The sequence below is a fragment of the Bacillus sp. CH30_1T genome, from assembly GCF_008364765.1.
GTDB lineage: Bacteria > Bacillota > Bacilli > Bacillales > Bacillaceae_B > Rossellomorea.
Window position 1 is genome coordinate 117,709 of record NZ_VTUY01000003.1, and the last position, 18,109, is coordinate 135,817.

21 protein-coding genes are annotated in these 18,109 nt (G+C 40.4%); 12 read left to right on the top strand and 9 right to left on the bottom strand.

Annotated elements, in window-relative coordinates:
• Positions 1-231 precede the first annotated feature (231 nt).
• A complete protein-coding gene (locus F0342_RS05980) occupies positions 232-768 on the bottom strand; it encodes a DUF3267 domain-containing protein (RefSeq protein ID WP_149155090.1) in 537 nt (178 codons plus the stop codon).
• 194 nt (positions 769-962) lie between these two features.
• Here F0342_RS05980 and F0342_RS05985 point away from each other — a divergent pair, with 194 nt between their 5' ends.
• Entirely contained in the window at positions 963-1,292 is a 330-nt protein-coding gene (locus F0342_RS05985) for a DUF1878 family protein (protein WP_149155091.1), read from the top strand.
• A gap of 1 nt (position 1,293) precedes the next feature.
• Here the strand turns inward: F0342_RS05985 and F0342_RS05990 are convergent, their stop codons facing one another.
• Complete coding sequence (locus tag F0342_RS05990) at positions 1,294-1,869, bottom strand: HTH-type transcriptional regulator Hpr (protein ID WP_149155092.1); 576 nt, start codon at positions 1,867-1,869, stop codon at positions 1,294-1,296.
• Positions 1,870-2,247: 378 nt separating this feature from the next.
• On the bottom strand, positions 2,248-2,619 hold the full coding sequence (locus tag F0342_RS05995; protein WP_188048424.1) for a YtxH domain-containing protein: 372 nt from the start codon (positions 2,617-2,619) through the stop codon (positions 2,248-2,250).
• A 164-nt stretch (positions 2,620-2,783) separates the two neighbouring features.
• Here F0342_RS05995 and yhzF point away from each other — a divergent pair, with 164 nt between their 5' ends.
• Positions 2,784-2,978 (top strand): membrane protein YhzF, encoded by a 195-nt coding sequence (gene yhzF / locus F0342_RS06000; protein WP_148968349.1) that lies wholly within the window; start codon positions 2,784-2,786, stop codon positions 2,976-2,978.
• 67 nt (positions 2,979-3,045) lie between these two features.
• On the opposite strand, the gene F0342_RS06005 is transcribed toward yhzF, so the two are convergent.
• Both F0342_RS06005 and F0342_RS06010 read right to left on the bottom strand, forming a co-directional pair.
• A complete protein-coding gene (locus F0342_RS06005) occupies positions 3,046-3,582 on the bottom strand; it encodes a tryptophan transporter (protein WP_149155094.1) in 537 nt (178 codons plus the stop codon).
• Between the two features lie 166 nt (positions 3,583-3,748).
• Positions 3,749-4,171: an HIT family protein gene (locus F0342_RS06010; RefSeq protein ID WP_149155095.1), complete on the bottom strand. Its 423-nt coding sequence runs from the start codon at positions 4,169-4,171 to the stop codon at positions 3,749-3,751.
• Positions 4,172-4,882: 711 nt separating this feature from the next.
• Between F0342_RS06010 and F0342_RS06015 the strand changes: the two genes are divergently transcribed.
• From F0342_RS06015 to F0342_RS06030, 4 genes are all read left to right on the top strand, one after another.
• Positions 4,883-5,626 carry an ABC transporter ATP-binding protein gene (locus F0342_RS06015; RefSeq protein WP_149155096.1) on the top strand — a complete coding sequence of 248 codons (744 nt, stop codon included), beginning with the start codon at positions 4,883-4,885 and terminating at the stop codon, positions 5,624-5,626.
• Positions 5,619-6,845 carry an ABC transporter permease gene (locus F0342_RS06020; protein ID WP_149155097.1) on the top strand — a complete coding sequence of 409 codons (1,227 nt, stop codon included), beginning with the start codon at positions 5,619-5,621 and terminating at the stop codon, positions 6,843-6,845. The genes F0342_RS06015 and F0342_RS06020 overlap by 8 nt, the downstream gene beginning before the upstream one ends.
• A 67-nt stretch (positions 6,846-6,912) precedes the next feature.
• Positions 6,913-7,617, top strand: a complete 705-nt coding sequence (locus F0342_RS06025) for an EcsC family protein (RefSeq protein ID WP_149155098.1) — start codon at positions 6,913-6,915, stop codon at positions 7,615-7,617.
• Between the two features lie 148 nt (positions 7,618-7,765).
• Entirely contained in the window at positions 7,766-8,173 is a 408-nt protein-coding gene (locus tag F0342_RS06030) for a DoxX family protein (RefSeq protein ID WP_149155099.1), read from the top strand.
• Positions 8,174-8,217: 44 nt separating this feature from the next.
• Here F0342_RS06030 and F0342_RS06035 read toward each other — a convergent pair whose 3' ends face one another.
• The gene (locus F0342_RS06035) at positions 8,218-9,420 is read right to left on the bottom strand and encodes a M20 family metallopeptidase (RefSeq protein ID WP_149155100.1); all 1,203 of its coding nucleotides are present in this window, start codon (positions 9,418-9,420) and stop codon (positions 8,218-8,220) included.
• Positions 9,421-9,519: 99 nt separating this feature from the next.
• On the opposite strand from F0342_RS06035, the gene F0342_RS06040 reads away from it, so the two are divergent.
• Positions 9,520-10,119, top strand: a complete 600-nt coding sequence (locus F0342_RS06040; RefSeq protein ID WP_149155101.1) for a phosphatase PAP2 family protein — start codon at positions 9,520-9,522, stop codon at positions 10,117-10,119.
• Between the two features lie 39 nt (positions 10,120-10,158).
• Here F0342_RS06040 and F0342_RS06045 read toward each other — a convergent pair whose 3' ends face one another.
• A complete protein-coding gene (locus tag F0342_RS06045) occupies positions 10,159-11,556 on the bottom strand; it encodes a hypothetical protein (protein ID WP_149155102.1) in 1,398 nt (465 codons plus the stop codon).
• Positions 11,557-11,798: 242 nt separating this feature from the next.
• Between F0342_RS06045 and liaF the strand changes: the two genes are divergently transcribed.
• Genes liaF through F0342_RS06060 form a run of 3 tightly spaced genes read left to right on the top strand, consistent with a single transcriptional unit; the run spans position 11,799 to position 14,351 of the window.
• Positions 11,799-12,614, top strand: coding sequence for a cell wall-active antibiotics response protein LiaF (liaF, locus tag F0342_RS06050; RefSeq protein WP_188048425.1), 816 nt, complete (start codon positions 11,799-11,801; stop codon positions 12,612-12,614).
• A gap of 36 nt (positions 12,615-12,650) precedes the next feature.
• Positions 12,651-13,679: a sensor histidine kinase gene (locus F0342_RS06055; RefSeq protein ID WP_262481656.1), complete on the top strand. Its 1,029-nt coding sequence runs from the start codon at positions 12,651-12,653 to the stop codon at positions 13,677-13,679.
• 36 nt (positions 13,680-13,715) lie between these two features.
• Positions 13,716-14,351, top strand: a complete 636-nt coding sequence (locus F0342_RS06060) for a response regulator transcription factor (RefSeq protein ID WP_149155381.1) — start codon at positions 13,716-13,718, stop codon at positions 14,349-14,351.
• Between the two features lie 95 nt (positions 14,352-14,446).
• Here the strand turns inward: F0342_RS06060 and F0342_RS06065 are convergent, their stop codons facing one another.
• Together F0342_RS06065 and F0342_RS06070 are read right to left on the bottom strand one after the other, a co-directional pair.
• On the bottom strand, positions 14,447-15,022 hold the full coding sequence (locus F0342_RS06065; RefSeq protein ID WP_149155104.1) for a cysteine hydrolase family protein: 576 nt from the start codon (positions 15,020-15,022) through the stop codon (positions 14,447-14,449).
• A 198-nt stretch (positions 15,023-15,220) separates the two neighbouring features.
• Complete coding sequence (locus F0342_RS06070) at positions 15,221-15,727, bottom strand: antibiotic biosynthesis monooxygenase family protein (protein ID WP_149155105.1); 507 nt, start codon at positions 15,725-15,727, stop codon at positions 15,221-15,223.
• A 274-nt stretch (positions 15,728-16,001) separates the two neighbouring features.
• On the opposite strand from F0342_RS06070, the gene hemE reads away from it, so the two are divergent.
• Both hemE and hemH read left to right on the top strand, forming a co-directional pair.
• Complete coding sequence (gene hemE, locus F0342_RS06075) at positions 16,002-17,033, top strand: uroporphyrinogen decarboxylase (protein WP_149155106.1); 1,032 nt, start codon at positions 16,002-16,004, stop codon at positions 17,031-17,033.
• 91 nt (positions 17,034-17,124) lie between these two features.
• Positions 17,125-18,054 carry a ferrochelatase gene (gene hemH, locus F0342_RS06080; protein WP_149155107.1) on the top strand — a complete coding sequence of 310 codons (930 nt, stop codon included), beginning with the start codon at positions 17,125-17,127 and terminating at the stop codon, positions 18,052-18,054.
• Positions 18,055-18,109: the final 55 nt, after the last annotated feature.

Genomic DNA, 18,109 nt, shown 5'->3' on the forward strand with positions numbered 1-18,109 from the left:
CCTCCCCGTTATCTCCTTTAAGCTATACATTACCAAATAATTTCTCAAATTGGTAGCGAGAGTATTGCATTAATCATGCAAATAAGGCTTTTTGCATTCTATTTTACATTTCATCCAAGTGCAAGCAGGAATTTTCGAACAGTAAATGAAGAATCTTCGTGAAAACACCTGAAAATAGCAGAAGGATGATTTCTTCCATCGAGTGTATGTTTCAATGGCCATCCATCATCCTTACTGATAAATCAATATTTCGTATCCATCATCATTCTCTTCAATTAATGCATTCTTTGGTGAGTCCATTAGTTGCTTTGCATATATAAAGTCAATGGCGCAGATTCCTGAATGAAATGCAAGCAGCATTGTAAAGTAATGAGAGTAGTGCGGGAAGTGGATGCATCCGTATAGCAAAATTCCGTTCAGTACAAAGAATGGTGCCACCAGGGCAAGCATGTAACGGTATTTTGAGATAGGTTGATCCACTCGCAAAGAAACGATCGGTAAAAAAAATAGTTTCCGATTGCATCTACACTTCATTTTTTTCACAAAAAGCAGTATCGGTACAATGTGAAAAAACTTATGCAACGGATAGATACTCAGCATTCCTATGAAGAACACAAGGAAATGATTATCATAGAACGCACTTGGAAATAGTAAGTTAATTGGTACGTATATTAATGAGAATACCATCATCATGATGATGGATGAAAGTAAAAAGACTCGGTAAAATCCGAATTGTTTTTCCAGATTGATTGTTTTCCAGCAATGCATAAAAAAATCGCCTCCATTAGACGAATAAATCTTAGTTAAGTGCCTAACATACTTTATTACGATTGCCGGAAAAAATCAATACATTTCAGGCTGATTTTTTCATATTTTTTAGAAGAACTTTATGGGAAAGGTATGTTATAGTTTTGTACAATGAGAGTATGAGAATTTTTTGCAATGATTGAAAGGTGATTAAGATGAATGATTTAGTGAAACGTATAGAGCAACTCGAGTATTATCAACGGTTAATGGCGGAGATGATCCCCGAAAATGGTTTTCCATTTCATCGAATGATCATTCGTAATGGTTTGTCGGAGAGGGAAGTGAAGGAGTTCTTTATCACTTGTGATAGGTTGAGCATGAAACTCCAAAAGCAAAAAGCGGAAGGATTCGTGTACAATACCCCGCTTTTCAAAGAGTTTGAAGAACAGCTTCATTCAAAGCTGAAGGTCCATGAAGTGGTTGATAGCTGTTTAGCTCAAGACATTTATCCAGCTTTGATGAAACAGTTAAAGAAGAGCTTGTAGATTAAGCCAGTTCTTCTTCATCTTGAAATAATTCTCCCAGTTTTCCGTTATCATCAGAAAAATCACTTTCAATGTTATGAAACGATTTTTCGAATATCTCCATAAAATCACTTCCATATATATTTCGCACTACGGTCATCATTTCAATCATTTCCGGGAACTTTCCATATAATTCTCGTAATGGAGAAACTCCCTGGAAGATTGAGTGACTCTCAGGCTTATAGTTCTTCATTAGCTCAAGAAGTATATTTTCCCCTTTAGCCGTTAATTGAATATAGGTGTTCCGTTTATCGTTCTCCCGTTTAGAAAACTGTAGTAATTCCCGTTCTTCTAATTTCTTGGAGAAGTTAAATGCAGTTGAAACGTGCATAACACCAAACTTGGCTACGTCTGAAATGGAAGCACCCTTTAAATGATAAGCAATCCAGAGAATATGATGTTCGTTGATATTTAAGTCGTATGGCTTGATCCATTGCTGCCAGTCCTTTTCTATGGCCTTCCACAGAGCTTTACTTAGCTGAGCCATCCTTTGACTGAAGAGCATAGCCTCTTTTAAAGTAAATTCTCTTTCCTTCATCTCATTCACCCACTTTGCTAGAAAATCTTTTTAAATCTAAGTAATACCAAAATGACTTACTAAAACAACTATCACAAAAAAAGAAAGCGCTTATATTTTATTATGCCAATAAAGTAATAATTAATAAAGGTTAAATTGACAAAATTTTTCGAAGTATATAATTTTTGATGGGGACATACTGTGAAAATTAGAGGTTGATGGGGGGATGGATACTGTAATGACGGGATTTGTGCATGAAATCATTATATTGATAGAAAAGAAGGGGGATAATAATTTTTTTTCAAAACATGTTTCTACAGAATCGATATAATCCCTATTCAAACAAAAAAGCCCACAGCCTTCCATCACCATTAGTGAAAAAGGGCTGCGGGAATCTGGTTATTGATTAGAGGTATTTGCTGAGTTAATGGATTTTTCCAAGTCTTCAATGGTTCTTTGGATGGATTGGATTTCTTCCTGAAGTCGACGGTTATTTGGCTCTGTCGAAGCCTGCCATTGTTTGAAAGAAGCTTGAAGATCTTTCGAAAGCTGCATGACCGTTTCTTTACCTTCCTGAGACAGCGTGCCGATGGATTCTTTCAATTCACCAATATTCACCTTCATCTCGTCGATTACTCCAGTCCAGTCATCCTTTTTGTCCTTGATTTGTGCCCGGATTTCTTTCCCTGATGAAGGAGACGTGAGAAGGGATGCTACTCCTCCGACCACTCCACCGATTAAAAGCCCGTAAGCCAGGGATTTTTTGTTCACTATGATCACCTCGTTCTTCTAGTTCTATAATACTCTATTTCTACAATCAACATGTATTCTCCTTTTTCCCTTTTAAAACAGATTAAAACAAGTCAATTCATAACTTTCTTTTTTCCAGCATAAATATAAAGTTAAGAAGTGGAGTATAGGAGGGGTTCTAAACAATGGACGGGGTAATCTTTGGTTTCTTTGCTCTCTGTGCAGTATTATTTCTAAGTATGGTGTATAATTTCATTTCCATTCAAAGGCCGGGTATGTATCCTCCTAAGAATATATTAAAAAAGCGTGCTGCCATAATGGGGTCCGGCGGGGTGATCACCTTTTTGATTGGAGTGCTCTTATGGGTTGCAGTCAAGTAAGATATGGAAAAAGCCCTCCATTCAGGTGGCGAAAACACAATGAATGGAGGGCTTTACTATGATTAAATTAGGATAGCTGTTCTGTTGTGACAGCTTCTCGAATGGTTGAACGTTTTAAAATCCCGTTAATAATTGGATACACCACAAACATCGCTCCGGCGTTAACAAGTGTAGCTGGAAGTACTACTGCTGCAAATAGAGCAAAGAAAGCTCCAGGCAGACCGACAATCACATAAGCAGAAAGTAAGAATATACTTCCTGATACGAGTGTACCAATAGCTGTTAGAACAGAAGCTCCTACAAGTGAACGAGTGATCTTTTTAGTAGCCAGGAAAAGGCCGTAAAAAACGAAGGCCGTGATCGGTTTATCGATCAGGTTAGGTAAGAATCCTCCAGGAAACTGTGTTGTCAGACCTGAAATGACTCCAGTTAATAAACCTAAAAGTAATACGTTTTTCTTGGCTGGAAATAATATAATGCCTAGAAACATCATCGTCAGCATCATGTCCGGCTTCATTCCTAAGAAAATTCCCGGAATCACTGTGTGCAGGACGGCTCCGATCCCCACTAATAATGACAGGGATACAAGTGTTTTTGTATTCATTTCTCATCTCTCCTCAACTAAACTATACTATTTGCTTCTCCTAATGTGCACTGTTGCCATTAGCGAAAAGATAGGTACATTATAACATACCAAGTATTGTTGTCAAAGATTAATTATTCCGAAAAAAAGCCTGATCCCCTTTAGCTTCAGGGATCAGGCTCGATTTTTATGAAAGATGCTGTGCAATGGATTCAGCTATTCCTTTCAGGTCTTCTTGAGTGAAGTCATCATTATGTGTCTTCCAAACGGCTCCAAAACCATCTCCCTGGCCATAGCGAGGAATAAAGTGCATGTGGAAATGGAAGACAGATTGTCCTGCTGCTTCCCCTGCGTTGCTTAACAAGTTCATTCCAATAGGGTTAAACTCGGCCTTGATACTTTCAGCAATCTTAGGTGCAACAGAGAAGAGGTGGCTTGCAATGTCAGGAGTCAGTTCATAGATATTATCTTTATGTACTTTAGGAATAAGTAATGTATGACCTTTCGTCACTTGGCTAATATCAAGAAATGCAAGGACATGCTCATCTTCGTACACTTTCATAGAAGGGATTTCCCCGTCGATAATCTTGCAAAATATACAGTCACTCACTGTTTACTCCACCTTTCAGTAATGGCATTTTTATGTATTTTATCATGAAAGAGGAAATAAATGAAGAAGAGACAGGAACGATTTTCCTGCCTCTCTTCTTGAAGGGGTAATACTATAAAGATTAATATGTCAAATCTTCATTCTCTTTGATAAACACCTCATTCTCTAGTAGCTTCTGTAGTGATACATTCTTAAGGTAGAATGAAAATTGTTCAATGCGACCATCCCCTTATCTTTTCGCTATTTAAGCAATTTTAGACAATAGAAACAGTTAGCCGTCTTGGACAAACACCTCATTTGCTATAAGGATGATATGTGTAAACCATTAGAAACATGAATGACTATAACCAATGTGACCATCCCCTTATCTCTTAAGCTTGATAAGCTAATAAAGTAAGTTGATTCAGTCAAAGTGTGCTTTAACAAACACCTCATTTATCAATTTTTTGAACAAATGAATATGGTGAGTGTGTCATTCACTATAGAAGACGACAATCCTTACAGCCGCAAACAATAGTGAAATCGGTTAGCTGGTCTTTAACAACCATCCCCTTTTCCTTATTGCTGGCCCCTTCAAATATTATGATGTGCAAATCGCGTAATGTTATGAATGCTAAAATATGGAATGAGAAGTTGGTTAAACCATGCCTTTACCATGAAAATTTGATAAAATAGAGAAAACCATGTAGAAGAGAAAGGACGTTGCTGCTCGTGTCATTATTAGAAATCAAACACCTAGTTGGCGGGTATACCCGAAAACCGGTCTTAAAGGATATAACATTTTCCATACATTCAAATGAAATTGTCGGATTAATTGGCCTGAACGGAGCAGGGAAAAGTACTACTATCAAGCATATTATTGGTCTCATGGAAGCAAAGCAAGGAGAAGTGTCCATTAATGGTCATACATTAAAGAGTGATGCCGATCAATATCGAAAGCAGTTTTCATACATACCGGAAACACCGATTCTTTATGATGAACTTACCCTTGAGGAGCATTTAAAACTTACGGCCATGGCTTATGGATTATCAGAATCTGAGTATAAAGGAAGAATTGATAAACTGTTGAAGGCCTTTCGTATGGAGAAGAAGATGAGCTGGTTTCCTGCACACTTTTCTAAAGGAATGAAACAAAAGGTGATGATCATGTGCGCCTTTCTTATTCAGCCCAGTCTCTATATCATTGACGAGCCGTTTGTTGGATTAGATCCGCTCGGGATTCAATCACTGCTGGACTGGATGCAGGAGATGAAGCAAAACGGTGCAGGAATACTGATGTCGACGCATATTTTAGCAACTGCAGAAAGGTATTGTGACTCATTCATCATCCTTCATGAAGGGAAAATTCGTGCAAAAGGAACGCTTCAGGAACTTCGTAAGGAATTCTCCATGCCTGGTGCAACGTTAGATGATATTTATATTCAGCTGACAAAGGAAGAAGCCCATGATGAATAAGGTGGAAAGTATTTGGAAGAAACGAATTGTAGAGTATAATCAGGAGCTTCAAAAGTATTTGAAATATATGTTTAACGATCATTTACTATTTGTCCTGATCTTTGCACTGGGAGGAGCAGCGTATACATATAATCAGTGGGTGAAAACACTGGATCCGGCTTTCCCTGCACCACTCATCATGGCGGTGATCCTGGGTTTATTATTGGCATGGAGTCCCGTCTATACGTTTTTGAGAGAAGCGGATGCTGTGTTTCTTTTACCGATAGAGGGGAGTTTATCGAGTTATTTCACCAAATGCATCTGGATTAGCTTCATGTTTCAATCATACATCCAACTGCTCGTACTGGCTGCACTCATGCCAATGTATGTAGCGGTATCCGGAAGCAGTTTTGGAAGCTTCTTTCCGTTACTTGGCTTAGTATTAGCATTAAAGATATGGAATCTATATGTACGCTGGTTGATGTTGCGCTTTCAGGAAAGGGAAGCTCATTGGACCGACAGCTTTTTGCGCTTTTTATTAAGCGGTTCTCTCGTATTCTTAGTTTTATCGAATGCAACTATCTGGATGATTATCGTCGTTGCCTTGGTCATGCTCGGGTATGCTTTGTACTTTTTTCAATCGACAAAAGGTAAGAATCTTAAATGGGATTTGTTAATCAATCTGGAGCAGCAGCGGATGCTGATCTTTTATCGGATCGCAAATATGTTCACGGATGTGCCTAAGCTAAAAGGGAAGGTGCACCGGAGAAAATGGCTTGATGGACTTGTGCGGACACCTTTCTCTCAAGCTTCAACGTATCGGTATTTGTACCTTCGGTCGTTGGTGAGAACAAGTGAATATTCGGGACTTTACATTCGGTTAACCTTGATCGGTGTGCTGTTAATTTATTCGAATTCTTCTTTTATCTTCAGTATTCTGACGGCATTAGTGTTTCTTTATTTAACAGTTTTTCAGCTGATCCCTTTGTTTAAACGGTTTGATTATAAAATCTGGGTTCTCATTTATCCTGTATCAAGGGAATTAAAGAAGTCCTCTTTTCAAAAAATCATAAATCAAGCGATGATGATCCAAGCGAGTGTGTTTTCCCTGCCTCTTTTTTTAAAGGGTGCATGGATAGAAGGGGTGATTACGCTACTGGTTGGGTTGGCATTTTCAATTCTATTTAGTCAGTTTTACTTAGTACAGCGATTGAAGAAGATGGAAGAAACATTATTTTAGTGAAACAATCCGGCAGAAAGAAACGTATAGAAAGAGTAAACAGATAAAAAAAGGATGGTGGTTCAGTGTGAACCATGAAAGAGAAGAGCTCGATTCCTGGAAACGTAAGTTCAGTAGAAAATCTTCCATCTTCCAACGGGTTTCTAAGCAAGCTCAAACAAAAGTGAATCAATGGATTCCAGAGAAAGCACATAACGTAGTAACGGAAAGTATCAAGAAGATGGTAGAAGTAACGTTAAAGGGAAGCGAGTGGGTACCCCTTCAGCATGTCTCTGTGAAGTCTTCACTGAAGGAAAGAGAAGCTCTGATGAAGGAACGAATGGAAATTTACCGGAAGGCGGCTACGATTGAAGGAGCAGGAACAGGTGCAGGTGGGATCTTTCTAGGCCTGGCAGATTTTCCGTTGCTCTTATCAATCAAAATGAAATTTCTGAGCGAATGCTCTGCCATTCATGGCTATAATACAAAACAATATGAGGAACGCCTGTTTCTGCTTTATGTCTTTCAGCTTGCATTCTCCAGTGATTCTCATAAAAAACATGTTCTCGACATCATCGAAAATTGGGATGTGGAAAAAGAAAAATTAAAGGAATTGGACTGGCGAACTTTCCAACAGGAGTATCGGGATTACATTGATTTTGTGAAATTGTTTCAACTCATTCCCGGAGTAGGGGCTGTGGTGGGAGCCTATGCAAACTATCAACTTCTTGAACAATTGGGGGAAGTGGCAAAATATGCTTATCGGATTCGGTACTTTCATGATTTAGAATAGTAGTGAGGGAAGGTCGACGTGATGGTCGATCTTTTTTTTGAGGGATATTGGCAGAGCAACCGAATACAAACGCATCTTTTTATTTCCTCTGAATATTCAGGTATAGTTAGAAAGTACGTTATCATTATTGTTGTGAGGTGTGAAATAGATGAACAAACGCAAGAAAGGATTGAAAGTGTTAGGACTTATTCTATTCTCATTCTTCTTCTTTTTAGCAGGTATGTTTCATTTTATTGAAGCTCAAGGATTCGCCGAAATGATCCCTGAATTCATTCCTCTAAGGGAAGAAATCGTGTATATTACGGGAATGATCGAGTTTATATTGGCTGTACTCCTGCTCATTCCAAAGACTCGTGAAAAAGCGGGGGTTATCACAGCGATTTATTTAGTTCTAATTTTCCCCGCGAATATTTATGCGGCCATTAAAGAAATTCCTGCTCCAGGGAACGATGAAGCGAATGTAGTACTGCTTTGGGTGAGGTTATTGTTTCAACCGCTATTGATCTGGTGGGTCTTGGTGGTAAGTAAGATTGAAAAAAATCATCGCTTTAATTAAGAGCAAAGGATCAGGCCTTATGGGACCTGATCCTTTTTTATGAGTTATTTTGATAGCGTCTCTGTGACAGAATGCCTTTCTTGATATTGAATGGTAGCAGACGCCAGTGATTTAGCGGCAATCAGAAGAGCCTTTTCGTTAATATCAAACTTGGGGTGATGGTGGGGGAAGGCAACTTCAACATTTTCCGGCTTGGCTCCCGTAAAAAAGAAAGTACCCTTTACATGTTCTAAGTAATGTGAGAAATCTTCCCCACCCATTTGCATTTCAATTTCTTCCACACTATGAACTTCATCGACTGTATCAACACTTTGAATCAACAGATCCGTTTCCCCTGCGTGATTCACGACTGCTGGGTATCCGCGATCATAAACATATTCATACTCACAGCGGGCTGAAAGACATGCACCCTTCAGAATCTGTTCGATTTCTTCTTCAATAAAATCTCTGACCTCAGGATTGAATGTACGGACTGTTCCAATGAGTTTAGCGGAATCGGCAATCACATTAAATGCATTATCTGCCATAAAAGAACCGATCGTTACAACGGCAGGGTCAATCGGATTCACTCTTCTGCTGACAATTTGTTGAATCTCGGAAACGACTTGAGCTCCAATCACGATGGAATCCTTTGTTTTATGAGGTTGTGCCCCGTGACCTCCGGAGCCCTTGATGACGATTTCAAATCTGTCAGCAGCAGCCATGATCGGACCTGTTCGATATAGAATTTTTCCGAGAGGTTCACTTGACCATAAATGAGTTCCGAAAATAACATCCACTCCATCCAGGCAGCCCGCTTCAATCATGGGTTTCGCTCCGCCTGGTGCATATTCTTCCGCATGCTGATGAATAAGAATCACTGTACCTGAAAGATTACTACGCATTTCATGCAGGGTTTTACCCAATACTAACAGTGTTGCTGTATGACCATCATGGCCACATGCATGCATGACCCCTGGAACGGTGGAGCGATATTCAACATCCTTTTCATCCTGGATGGGGAGGGCGTCAAAGTCTGCACGAAGAGCCACTGTTTTTCCAGGGAGAGCTCCCTCGATTCTTGCTACTACCCCATTGCCACCGACTTGTTGCTGGACGGGAACGCCGATTTTCTTATAGTAATCTGAAATGTATGTAGCTGTGTTTTTCTCTTGGAAGGATAGTTCAGGATGTTGATGGAGAAACCTTCTGATCTCAACCATTTCTATCCAACGTTCTTCTAATTTCTGATATAATTCATTCAGCAAGTGCACAACCTCCTAATATTTGATGAATATTACGAATATTATAACACTAAATATGATGAGGGATGTGGGTAATTAGAGTGAAATTCAAGGAGGATCAAGATGAAGAAGTTTCAATACATAACGGCCATCATTTCATTTTTACTGTTTATGACCATCGCGCATTTTGTTTTTTATGAGATGGGAATTTTAGGTGAGGATTATTTCTTGTCGAACATGAGCAACCTTCACTTTATTGAACTGTTTTCCGTAATCGGTACTGAAATAGTGATTGGGATCGCATCCATCGTCCTTATTTTATATCTTTGGTGGGCCAAGAAGGACTTTCTTGGAATCATTACCGTTGTCGTCCTGGTAGCCGGAAGTAACGTCCTTAATAAAGCAATCAAAGGTTTGATGGAAAGAGAAAGACCTCCTTTTTCAAATGGTGAGGAAGGGTTCAGCTTTCCAAGCGGCCATGCTATGGTAGGGCTGGTCTTCTTACTCGTCACTGCATACTTCATTAGTAGAGAGATTTCTTCTGCTGGGATGAAAGTGATTCTCTATATCCTGGCGATCACCCTTGCCCTGCTGACAGGACTCAGCAGAATAGTGGAACAGGCTCACTATCCATCGGATGTAGCAGCCGGATATCTGCTCGGATACTCCTTTTTCGTACTGTGTATCTTTCTTTATGAGAATCGGCCGAAACAGGAAAGATAGAGGGACGGACCTTGAAACAAGGTCCGTCCCTCACTTTATTCAAATTAAAAACATCGCTACAATCGTGGTTGCTATTAATCCGATGACGACAGGAAGCATGTTACGCCGTGCTAGTTCGAATGGATCGACTCCACAGATGGCGGCAGCCGGGATGAGGGCCCATGGGACGAGTGTTCCGCCGCCGACCCAGATGGCTGCCACTTGCCCGAGGGCGGTTAGGGTTGCAACACCGGACCCAATGCTATCTGCGAATAGATTGGCTACGGAACCGGCAAGGGAAATACCGGAAAAGCCGGATCCATCGAGGCCTGTGATCGATCCAACGGTCGTTAGGGTGATCGCCCCTACTGCTGTAGACAGGGGAACGACGGCAGCCAGGGATGCACCGAGGTCATTGACGATTCCTTGAGACGTTGAAGGAAGGAAGTCGCCGATAATCGTTTGAAACCCTGAATCTCCCAAGTAGAAGAAAGCAGCAATTGGAATCACGGGACCAAACACTTTAAATCCAAACTGAAACCCGTCAATCATGAAGCTCGTCGTTTTCTGCAATCCCTTTCCTTTATAGGCAGCCAATGAAATCAAGAGAAGAATGATGATGGATGTTCCACCGATCAGTGCGGTTGCATCTCCCCCTTGAAGATCAAATAGAACCATTGCAGTAATATCCAGGGCAAATAAAATAGGAATAAGGATGGCGATTGTTCGTTTCCATCGTGTAGATAACAGGTTAGGTGCCTCCTCCTGATCCTTGCCAATAGATACGATAGAGCTTGAATCCACTTTCAGGATTCCTTTTTTCATATCTCGTTTAAGAAAAAGAAAAGCGGTAACAGTTGTGACGACGCCCATCACAATAATAAGGGGGATACTTGCAGAAATAACATCTGATACAGGTATTCCTGCTGCGTCTGCTGTTAACTTCGGAGCTGCCTGAATGACAAAGTCACCTGAAAGGGCGATACCGTGACCGAATAAGTTCATGGCCATGGCGATTCCAAGGGCAGGTAATCCGACTCTAAGGGCGACTGGTACTAACACGGCACCCAGGAGGGCTACTGCAGGCGACGGCCAGAAGAACCAAGATATAAACATCATCACAAGACCGATTGTCCAGTAAGCAAGGGATGGTGTCCGGATGAACTTCGTAAACGGGCGAATCATGACATCGTTAATACCGGTAGTAGTCAGTCCTTTACTCATTGCTACGATAATGGAAATCACGAGAATGGTAGATAGCAATTCCGTAATCGCAAAGATAAAGCTATTAAATATGCTACTAACCGATCCGCTTAACGATCCTGTTGCCATCAGTGCAATACTGAAGATTCCCAGGATACATACGATCGTGGTGTCTTTCCGGAAAATCATAAATAGGATGATGAATCCTATGAAAGCTAAATAAATCCAATGAAGAGCGGTTAAATCAATCCCCATTAGAAAAAACCTCCTCTAAATCGTTCCTTAAACTTTAGGCATATGCCCTGATCTGTACTATAGATTATGAAAATCGTGAAAAGATGTGATACAGGTTAGAAACATTTTTTCCGTCTCGAGACCGAGGCAGAATCATGCCGATGCTCCTCAATACACGAGAGAAAGCAATCTATAATGAAAGTAGTAACAGGAATTTATTCATAAATAGCGAAATAAATAGAAGATGTGAAGGTGGTGCTGGTATGAGGTATAAGGGAAGAAAACAATGGTTTTTCTCGTTCCTGTTAATGGGGATAGGATTGTTGTTATTACTATTGAATATTGGTGTCATTTCCTTGGAAATAACGCAGATATTTGTCAATATTATTCCAATTTTGTTGTTGCTCCTTGGCTTGAAGTGGATGGTAGACAGTTTTTTGAAGGGAAGCTTTGGGAAGTTACTGTTTGGACTATTCAGTATGGTGTTAGGGGGACTCATTATACTCGATGGGTATGATGTAGTGGATTTTGACTATGGAAGCTGGTGGAAACTATGGCCACTCTTTATCATTGCCATTGCCATTAATAGAGTGGGAAGAAATAAACCCATCAAGATTAGCATTAGCAATGAATCACCAGATAAAGAGGAGACAGCGCAAATAGGTTTTGAAAATCAGCCGTTGGGGAAGAAAATCCTTCAAAAGAAGAATAAAATGAACAAAGGGTTTATTGTCGGGGATATACGTTTTTCCGAGCCTAACTGGCCGCTGGAATCAATGAATCTTTACAATGCCATTGGAGATTACTATTTTGACTTTAGTAAAGCCTTTATACCAGAAGGGGAAACGCCCATTGATATTAAGGGCTGGATAGGTGATGTAAAGATGATTATTCCAGAAAACGTCCCAGTGGAGATCACCTTGAATGTACAAGTAGGAGATATTAAATTATTCGACCAGAAGTCAGCTGATCTTCGTTCTGAGTTATATTACCGTTCACCGGAATACGAGCTTGCTAGCAAAAAAATCAAACTGAATGTTAATGTGAAAATAGGATCGATTCGAATCAGCCGAGTGTGATTGGAGACGATTTATCCGATAAAAGGAGGTTAGAACGTGGAAAAGTCTTCAAACATTCGCAACTGGATCTTTAAAAGCTTTTTCATGATGTCCACCATGGCTGTATTGCTTTTCTTTATTTCCTTGCAAGTCTATCTGTACTTAGCTGATAACCCAAGCTTTTCTCTTGAAATATCACTCTATTTAACCATTTGGCTGGCAAGCATTCTTCTATTATTAAGCATATATTTCGGATTTCGCACGGGGTATACATTTAAAGGAAGAATTGATGATATTTCCACCTTTGTAACGCTGCTAAGAAGTGGAAAGTTTTCTGCAAGGGTGGACCGATACGAACACGACGAGCTTGGGATTTTATCGGATGAGTTGAATCAGCTTGCTGTGTTCATTCAAGAACAGGTCAAATCACTTCAGAGATTAGCTGATGAAAAATCCGAGCTTGCCGATCAAGCTCACCAGGCAGCTGTCATGGAAGAGAGGCAAAGACTGGCGAGGGATCTTCATGATTCAGTCAGTCAGCAATTATTCGCGTTGAACATGCTTTCTTCCGCCGCGCAAAAAAGTATCGGGACAGATCCTGAAAAGGTTGGAACGATTGTAACACAAGTGGCTGAAATTGCAGGGAAAGCGCAAGGGGAGATGAGGGCTCTTCTTCTTCATTTACGACCGGTCGATTTAAAAGGTGAAAGTCTCTGTGAAGCGTTAACCATTTTAATTAGAGAATTAAAGGAAAAAACACAGATTGAAATCGAAGCAAGCCTCGAAGGGATTGAGAATCTTTCAAAGGGGACTGAAACCCATATGTTCAGGATTATTCAGGAGAGCCTATCCAATATCCTGCGTCACTCAGAGGCAACGAAAGTGAAGATTGTTACGGAGAAAAAAGATGGTTATGTCACTCTGTACATAAGTGACAATGGAAGAGGCTTTAACCTAAAAGAAAACAAGATGACATCGTACGGACTTCAGACGATGAGAGAGCGTGCCGAGGAAATCGGGGGATTGTTTCAAATTCGTTCTAAAGAGAAAGAAGGAACGTATATTGACCTGAGGATTCCAGTCTAAACCAAAGGGGGAAAACAAGTGGATAAGGTAAAGGTGATGATTGTAGATGATCACGAAATGGTTCGATTAGGTATAAAAACCTATTTGCTGACAGAGGATCGGATTGAATTCCTAGGGGAAGCGAAAAGCGGTAATGAAGCGTCTCAGCTTGCAAAGCTGTATATGCCTGATGTGATTCTGATGGATTTATTAATGGAGAACGGGAATGGAATCGAGGCGACTAAGAAAATCCTAACCTTTCATCCCCACTGTAAAATCATTATTCTTACAAGCTATTATGATGATGAAAAAGTTTTTCCAGCCATAGAAGCGGGAGCTCATAGTTATTTGTTGAAGACAGCAAGTGCCGAAGAAGTGACATCGGCTGTTTATAAAGCGATGAAGGGGGAGTCCGTCATTGCCTCCAAAGTAGCGGATAAAATGATGAACCGATTCCGGCCTCAGGAAGTATTACCTCATGAAGAGCTGACGTCGAGAGAAATGGATGTATTGAAATGCCTGGGAGAAGGAATGACAAACCAGGAAATTTCAGAAGAGCTTTTCATTGGGATTAAGACCGTTAAGACTCATGTAAGTAATATACTGAGTAAACTTGCAGTGGCCGATCGTACGCAGGCAGCGATTTATGCGAATCGGAATGGGATATTATACAGTAATAATCCGATGGAATAAGTAGACTTTTACCCAGATAACGCAAAGGGGCTTAGTCAAAGGGAATGTAATCACTCCCCTTGACTAAGCCCCTTTTACGGGAACAGAAAAGTTAATCAGAAAGTAACAGGTTTACTAAATTTAAATAGTGAAGAGAGTATAGATTCTGTTGAAGAGATGTTGGCGAATTCATGATGAAGATTAGCCAGTGACAGACCGTGAACAATTTCAGCTGAAAATAAAGAACCATCATACGAATACGTTTCGAAGCATGCTGTGGCATCAAAAGGAACAGTCACATCATAACCTAAGTTCCCTGCCATGCGAACCGTAGTGGATACACAGTGATTCGTCGTGAAGCCCATCACTACAAGGGATGTGAACTTTTCCCTCTTTAAATATAAATCCAGGTCCGTATCGATAAAGGCGCTGTTGACGTGCTTAATGATTTGCTTTTCGTTTCGTGAAGGGCGGAATTCGTCTATAAAATCGAAACCTGCAGAGCTGGAATGCAGTTGTGATTCCATATCATTGGAAGAATGCTGTACATGAACGACAGGAAATGACTTTTCTCTCCAGGCGCGAAGAAGCTGAAAGGCGTTTTCTTCCATACCAGGATTATTTCGCTTTCCCCATGAAGGATGACTAAATGCCTTTTGAAAGTCAATCAGAAGCAAACACGTTTGACTCAATGGTACTCAACTCCTTTCAAATAGGGTGATTGTAATTAAATGCAAAGTAAATATCTATGACCAATACGATAAAGTATACTGTTAATAATTTGTAATTATGTATGTACACTTTAAGTGTAATTGTTAAGTTTGAGGGACCGGAGAGTAGCTGCCATTCAGGAAAAATAAAAAGCTGCCTCGGATCGGGCAGCTTATGTATTACTCTTGACCTGTTACATGATATTCACTTACATAGGAAGCGCGGGGAAAGATATCCTTCTTATTATCAATTCCTTCTTCCGTCCCGCGCTTTTCATGTGCTTTTTTGTATTGCTCTGACTCCTGCCAGGCAATGAAGTTTCTCTCGTCTTCCCATAGTGTCATTATCACATATGTATCCGATTCTAATGGACGAAGTACCCGAATGGCCGTAAAGCCCGGAACTTCTTCAATCAATCCTGCCCGATTTTTAAAGCGGTACTCAAATAGCGGACGCCCTTCATCTGTAACTGGAATATTATTGAACACTACATATCCTTCATTTACAAGCTCACCAGATTGATCGACGATTTCATATTTGCGTGGGGATTCAAAGACACTTTCTCCATTTGTCTCATGAAGCAGCATGGCATCTTTCCCTTGCAATAAGACCATTTTTTCATCTGTATGCCGATCCATTAATTTTTGCAGGAATTCGTGGGTTCCTGTTGTTATATACACCTTCATCCAAATCACCTCAATTAATTAGTTATCTCTATTATACTCTTCCCTAAACCTTTGCTCATGTAACATGATTTCTGAATATTTTTTCATCCGGCTTGAAAATCGGCAAATTTATGACATTTTCCCTTGATAACTATACAATTCTCATTAAAACGTCTATAGTTTAAAAGGGTTACAATTCGTACGGTCTTATTGAAATAGTACAATTTTAGAATCTAATTAAATTAGTATACAATGGGAATAATGGAGTTACATAGAAAGGTGGACGAACAAAGGTATGAAACAAATGAATGATACATTTTTACGAGCAGCAAGGGGAGAGAAGACGGACTATACTCCGGTTTGGTATATGAGACAAGCTGGGCGTTCACAACCTGAATACCGCAAAATCAAAGAGAATTATTCTTTGTTTGAAATAACACACCAACCTGAGCTTTGCGCATATGTGACAAGGCTGCCGGTTGAACAATATGATGTGGATGCAGCGATCCTATATAAAGACATTATGTCACCACTTCCTTCTATTGGAGTGGATGTAGAAATCAAATCAGGAATCGGCCCCGTGATCGATAACCCGATTCGTACGACAGCGGATGTTGAAAAGCTTGGAGAAATCGATCCCGAAAATGACGTTCCTTACGTATTAGATACCATTAAATTATTGACTCAGGAGCAATTGTCCGTGCCGTTGATCGGTTTTGCCGGTGCACCTTTTACAATGGCAAGCTACATGATTGAAGGCGGCCCATCGAAAAACTATAATAAAACAAAAGCGTTCATGTATGCAGAGCCACAAGCCTGGTTTGCTTTAATGGATAAACTGGCAGCTATGACAGTGACGTATGCGAAAGCTCAAATCAAAGCAGGGGCGTCTGCTTTTCAAATTTTCGACTCATGGGTCGGGGCATTGAATATACAAGATTATCGTACATTCATTAAGCCGGTCATGGAGAAGATCTTTACAGAATTGAAGGAAGAGAACGTACCATTGATTATGTTTGGTGTTGGCGCAAGTCACTTAGCCAATGAATGGCATGACCTTCCTCTTGATGTAGTCGGATTAGACTGGCGCCTGCCGATTAATGAAGCAAGAGAAAGAGGCATTTCCAAAACGGTAATGGGAAATCTGGATCCTGCGATTCTGTTAGCTCCTTGGGAAGTCATCGAAGAAAGAGCCAAAGAGATCCTTGATCAAGGAATGGAGCTTCCTTCCCACATCTTTAACTTAGGACACGGTGTATTCCCGCAAGTTAATCCGGACACATTAAAGCGTCTGGCAGCTTTCGTACATGAATACAGTGCCAGGTAGAGCACATTCATACGTGTGGAACCATGGATTCATATGAAAAAACATGGCACAATAATGGAATGTATGGATACTGATAATGAGGTGAAATGGTATGACAAAGAAGAAAATGGGTCTATTGGTGATGGCCTATGGAACTCCATATAAAGAAGAAGATATGGAACGTTACTATACACATATCCGACATGGAAGAGCTCCTTCAGCTGAACTGCTGGAAGACCTCCGAGGACGTTATGAAGCGATTGGTGGGATTTCTCCACTGGCTAAAATCACCCTGGATCAAGCGAAGAGGCTTGAAGAACATTTAAACAGCATACAGGACGACATTGAGTTTAAAATGTATCTTGGGCTGAAGCATATTGAGCCTTTCGTGGAAGACGCTGTTGAACAAATGCATAAAGACGGCATTCAAGAAGCTGTATCGATTGTACTTGCCCCTCATTTTTCAACGTTCAGTGTTAAATCCTATAATGGACGCGCGAAGGAAACAGCAGAAAAGCTGGGCGGGCCACACATTACATCCGTTGAAAGCTGGTATGATGAACCTAAATTCATTCAGTATTGGGTGGACAGAGTGAAGGAAACCTATGCAAGCATGTCGGATGATGAGCGTAGCAATGCTGTCCTGATTGTATCTGCTCACAGCCTTCCTGAACGCATCCTGCAATCGGGGGATCCTTATCCAATGCAATTAGAAGAAACAGCGAAGATGATTGCAGAGGGCGCAGGAGTGAAGGAATATGCAGTAGGCTGGCAAAGTGAAGGTAATACTCCTGATCCATGGTTAGGTCCTGACGTTCAGGATTTAACCCGTGATCTTTATAAAGAAAATGGATACAAGACGTTCGTCTATACGCCTGTAGGCTTCGTATCCGATCATCTTGAAGTTCTATATGATAACGATTATGAATGTAGAGTTGTAACTGATGATATAGGAGCTTCGTACTATCGTCCGGAAATGCCGAATGCCAAACCTGAATTCATCGATGCAATGGCAGATGTCGTGTTAAAACACCTTAAATAATTTCTCGTTTTTGGCTGAAACAAAGGAAGGACTGAAGCATATGAGTTCACTCTCA

Bases quoted from the DNA above. Each gene is read 5' to 3' on its own strand.
- F0342_RS05980 (WP_149155090.1), bottom strand. From the start codon at position 768: ATGCATTGCTGGAAAACAATCAATCTGGAAAAACAATTCGGATTTTAC.
- F0342_RS05985 (WP_149155091.1), top strand. From the start codon at position 963: ATGAATGATTTAGTGAAACGTATAGAGCAACTCGAGTATTATCAACGG.
- F0342_RS05990 (WP_149155092.1), bottom strand. From the start codon at position 1,869: ATGAAGGAAAGAGAATTTACTTTAAAAGAGGCTATGCTCTTCAGTCAA.
- yhzF (WP_148968349.1), top strand. From the start codon at position 2,784: ATGGACGGGGTAATCTTTGGTTTCTTTGCTCTCTGTGCAGTATTATTT.
- F0342_RS06005 (WP_149155094.1), bottom strand. From the start codon at position 3,582: ATGAATACAAAAACACTTGTATCCCTGTCATTATTAGTGGGGATCGGA.
- F0342_RS06020 (WP_149155097.1), top strand. From the start codon at position 5,619: ATGAATAAGGTGGAAAGTATTTGGAAGAAACGAATTGTAGAGTATAAT.
- F0342_RS06030 (WP_149155099.1), top strand. From the start codon at position 7,766: ATGAACAAACGCAAGAAAGGATTGAAAGTGTTAGGACTTATTCTATTC.
- F0342_RS06040 (WP_149155101.1), top strand. From the start codon at position 9,520: ATGAAGAAGTTTCAATACATAACGGCCATCATTTCATTTTTACTGTTT.
- F0342_RS06045 (WP_149155102.1), bottom strand. From the start codon at position 11,556: ATGGGGATTGATTTAACCGCTCTTCATTGGATTTATTTAGCTTTCATA.
- liaF (WP_188048425.1), top strand. From the start codon at position 11,799: ATGAGGTATAAGGGAAGAAAACAATGGTTTTTCTCGTTCCTGTTAATG.
- F0342_RS06060 (WP_149155381.1), top strand. From the start codon at position 13,716: ATGATTGTAGATGATCACGAAATGGTTCGATTAGGTATAAAAACCTAT.
- F0342_RS06070 (WP_149155105.1), bottom strand. From the start codon at position 15,727: ATGAAGGTGTATATAACAACAGGAACCCACGAATTCCTGCAAAAATTA.
- hemE (WP_149155106.1), top strand. From the start codon at position 16,002: ATGAAACAAATGAATGATACATTTTTACGAGCAGCAAGGGGAGAGAAG.
- hemH (WP_149155107.1), top strand. From the start codon at position 17,125: ATGACAAAGAAGAAAATGGGTCTATTGGTGATGGCCTATGGAACTCCA.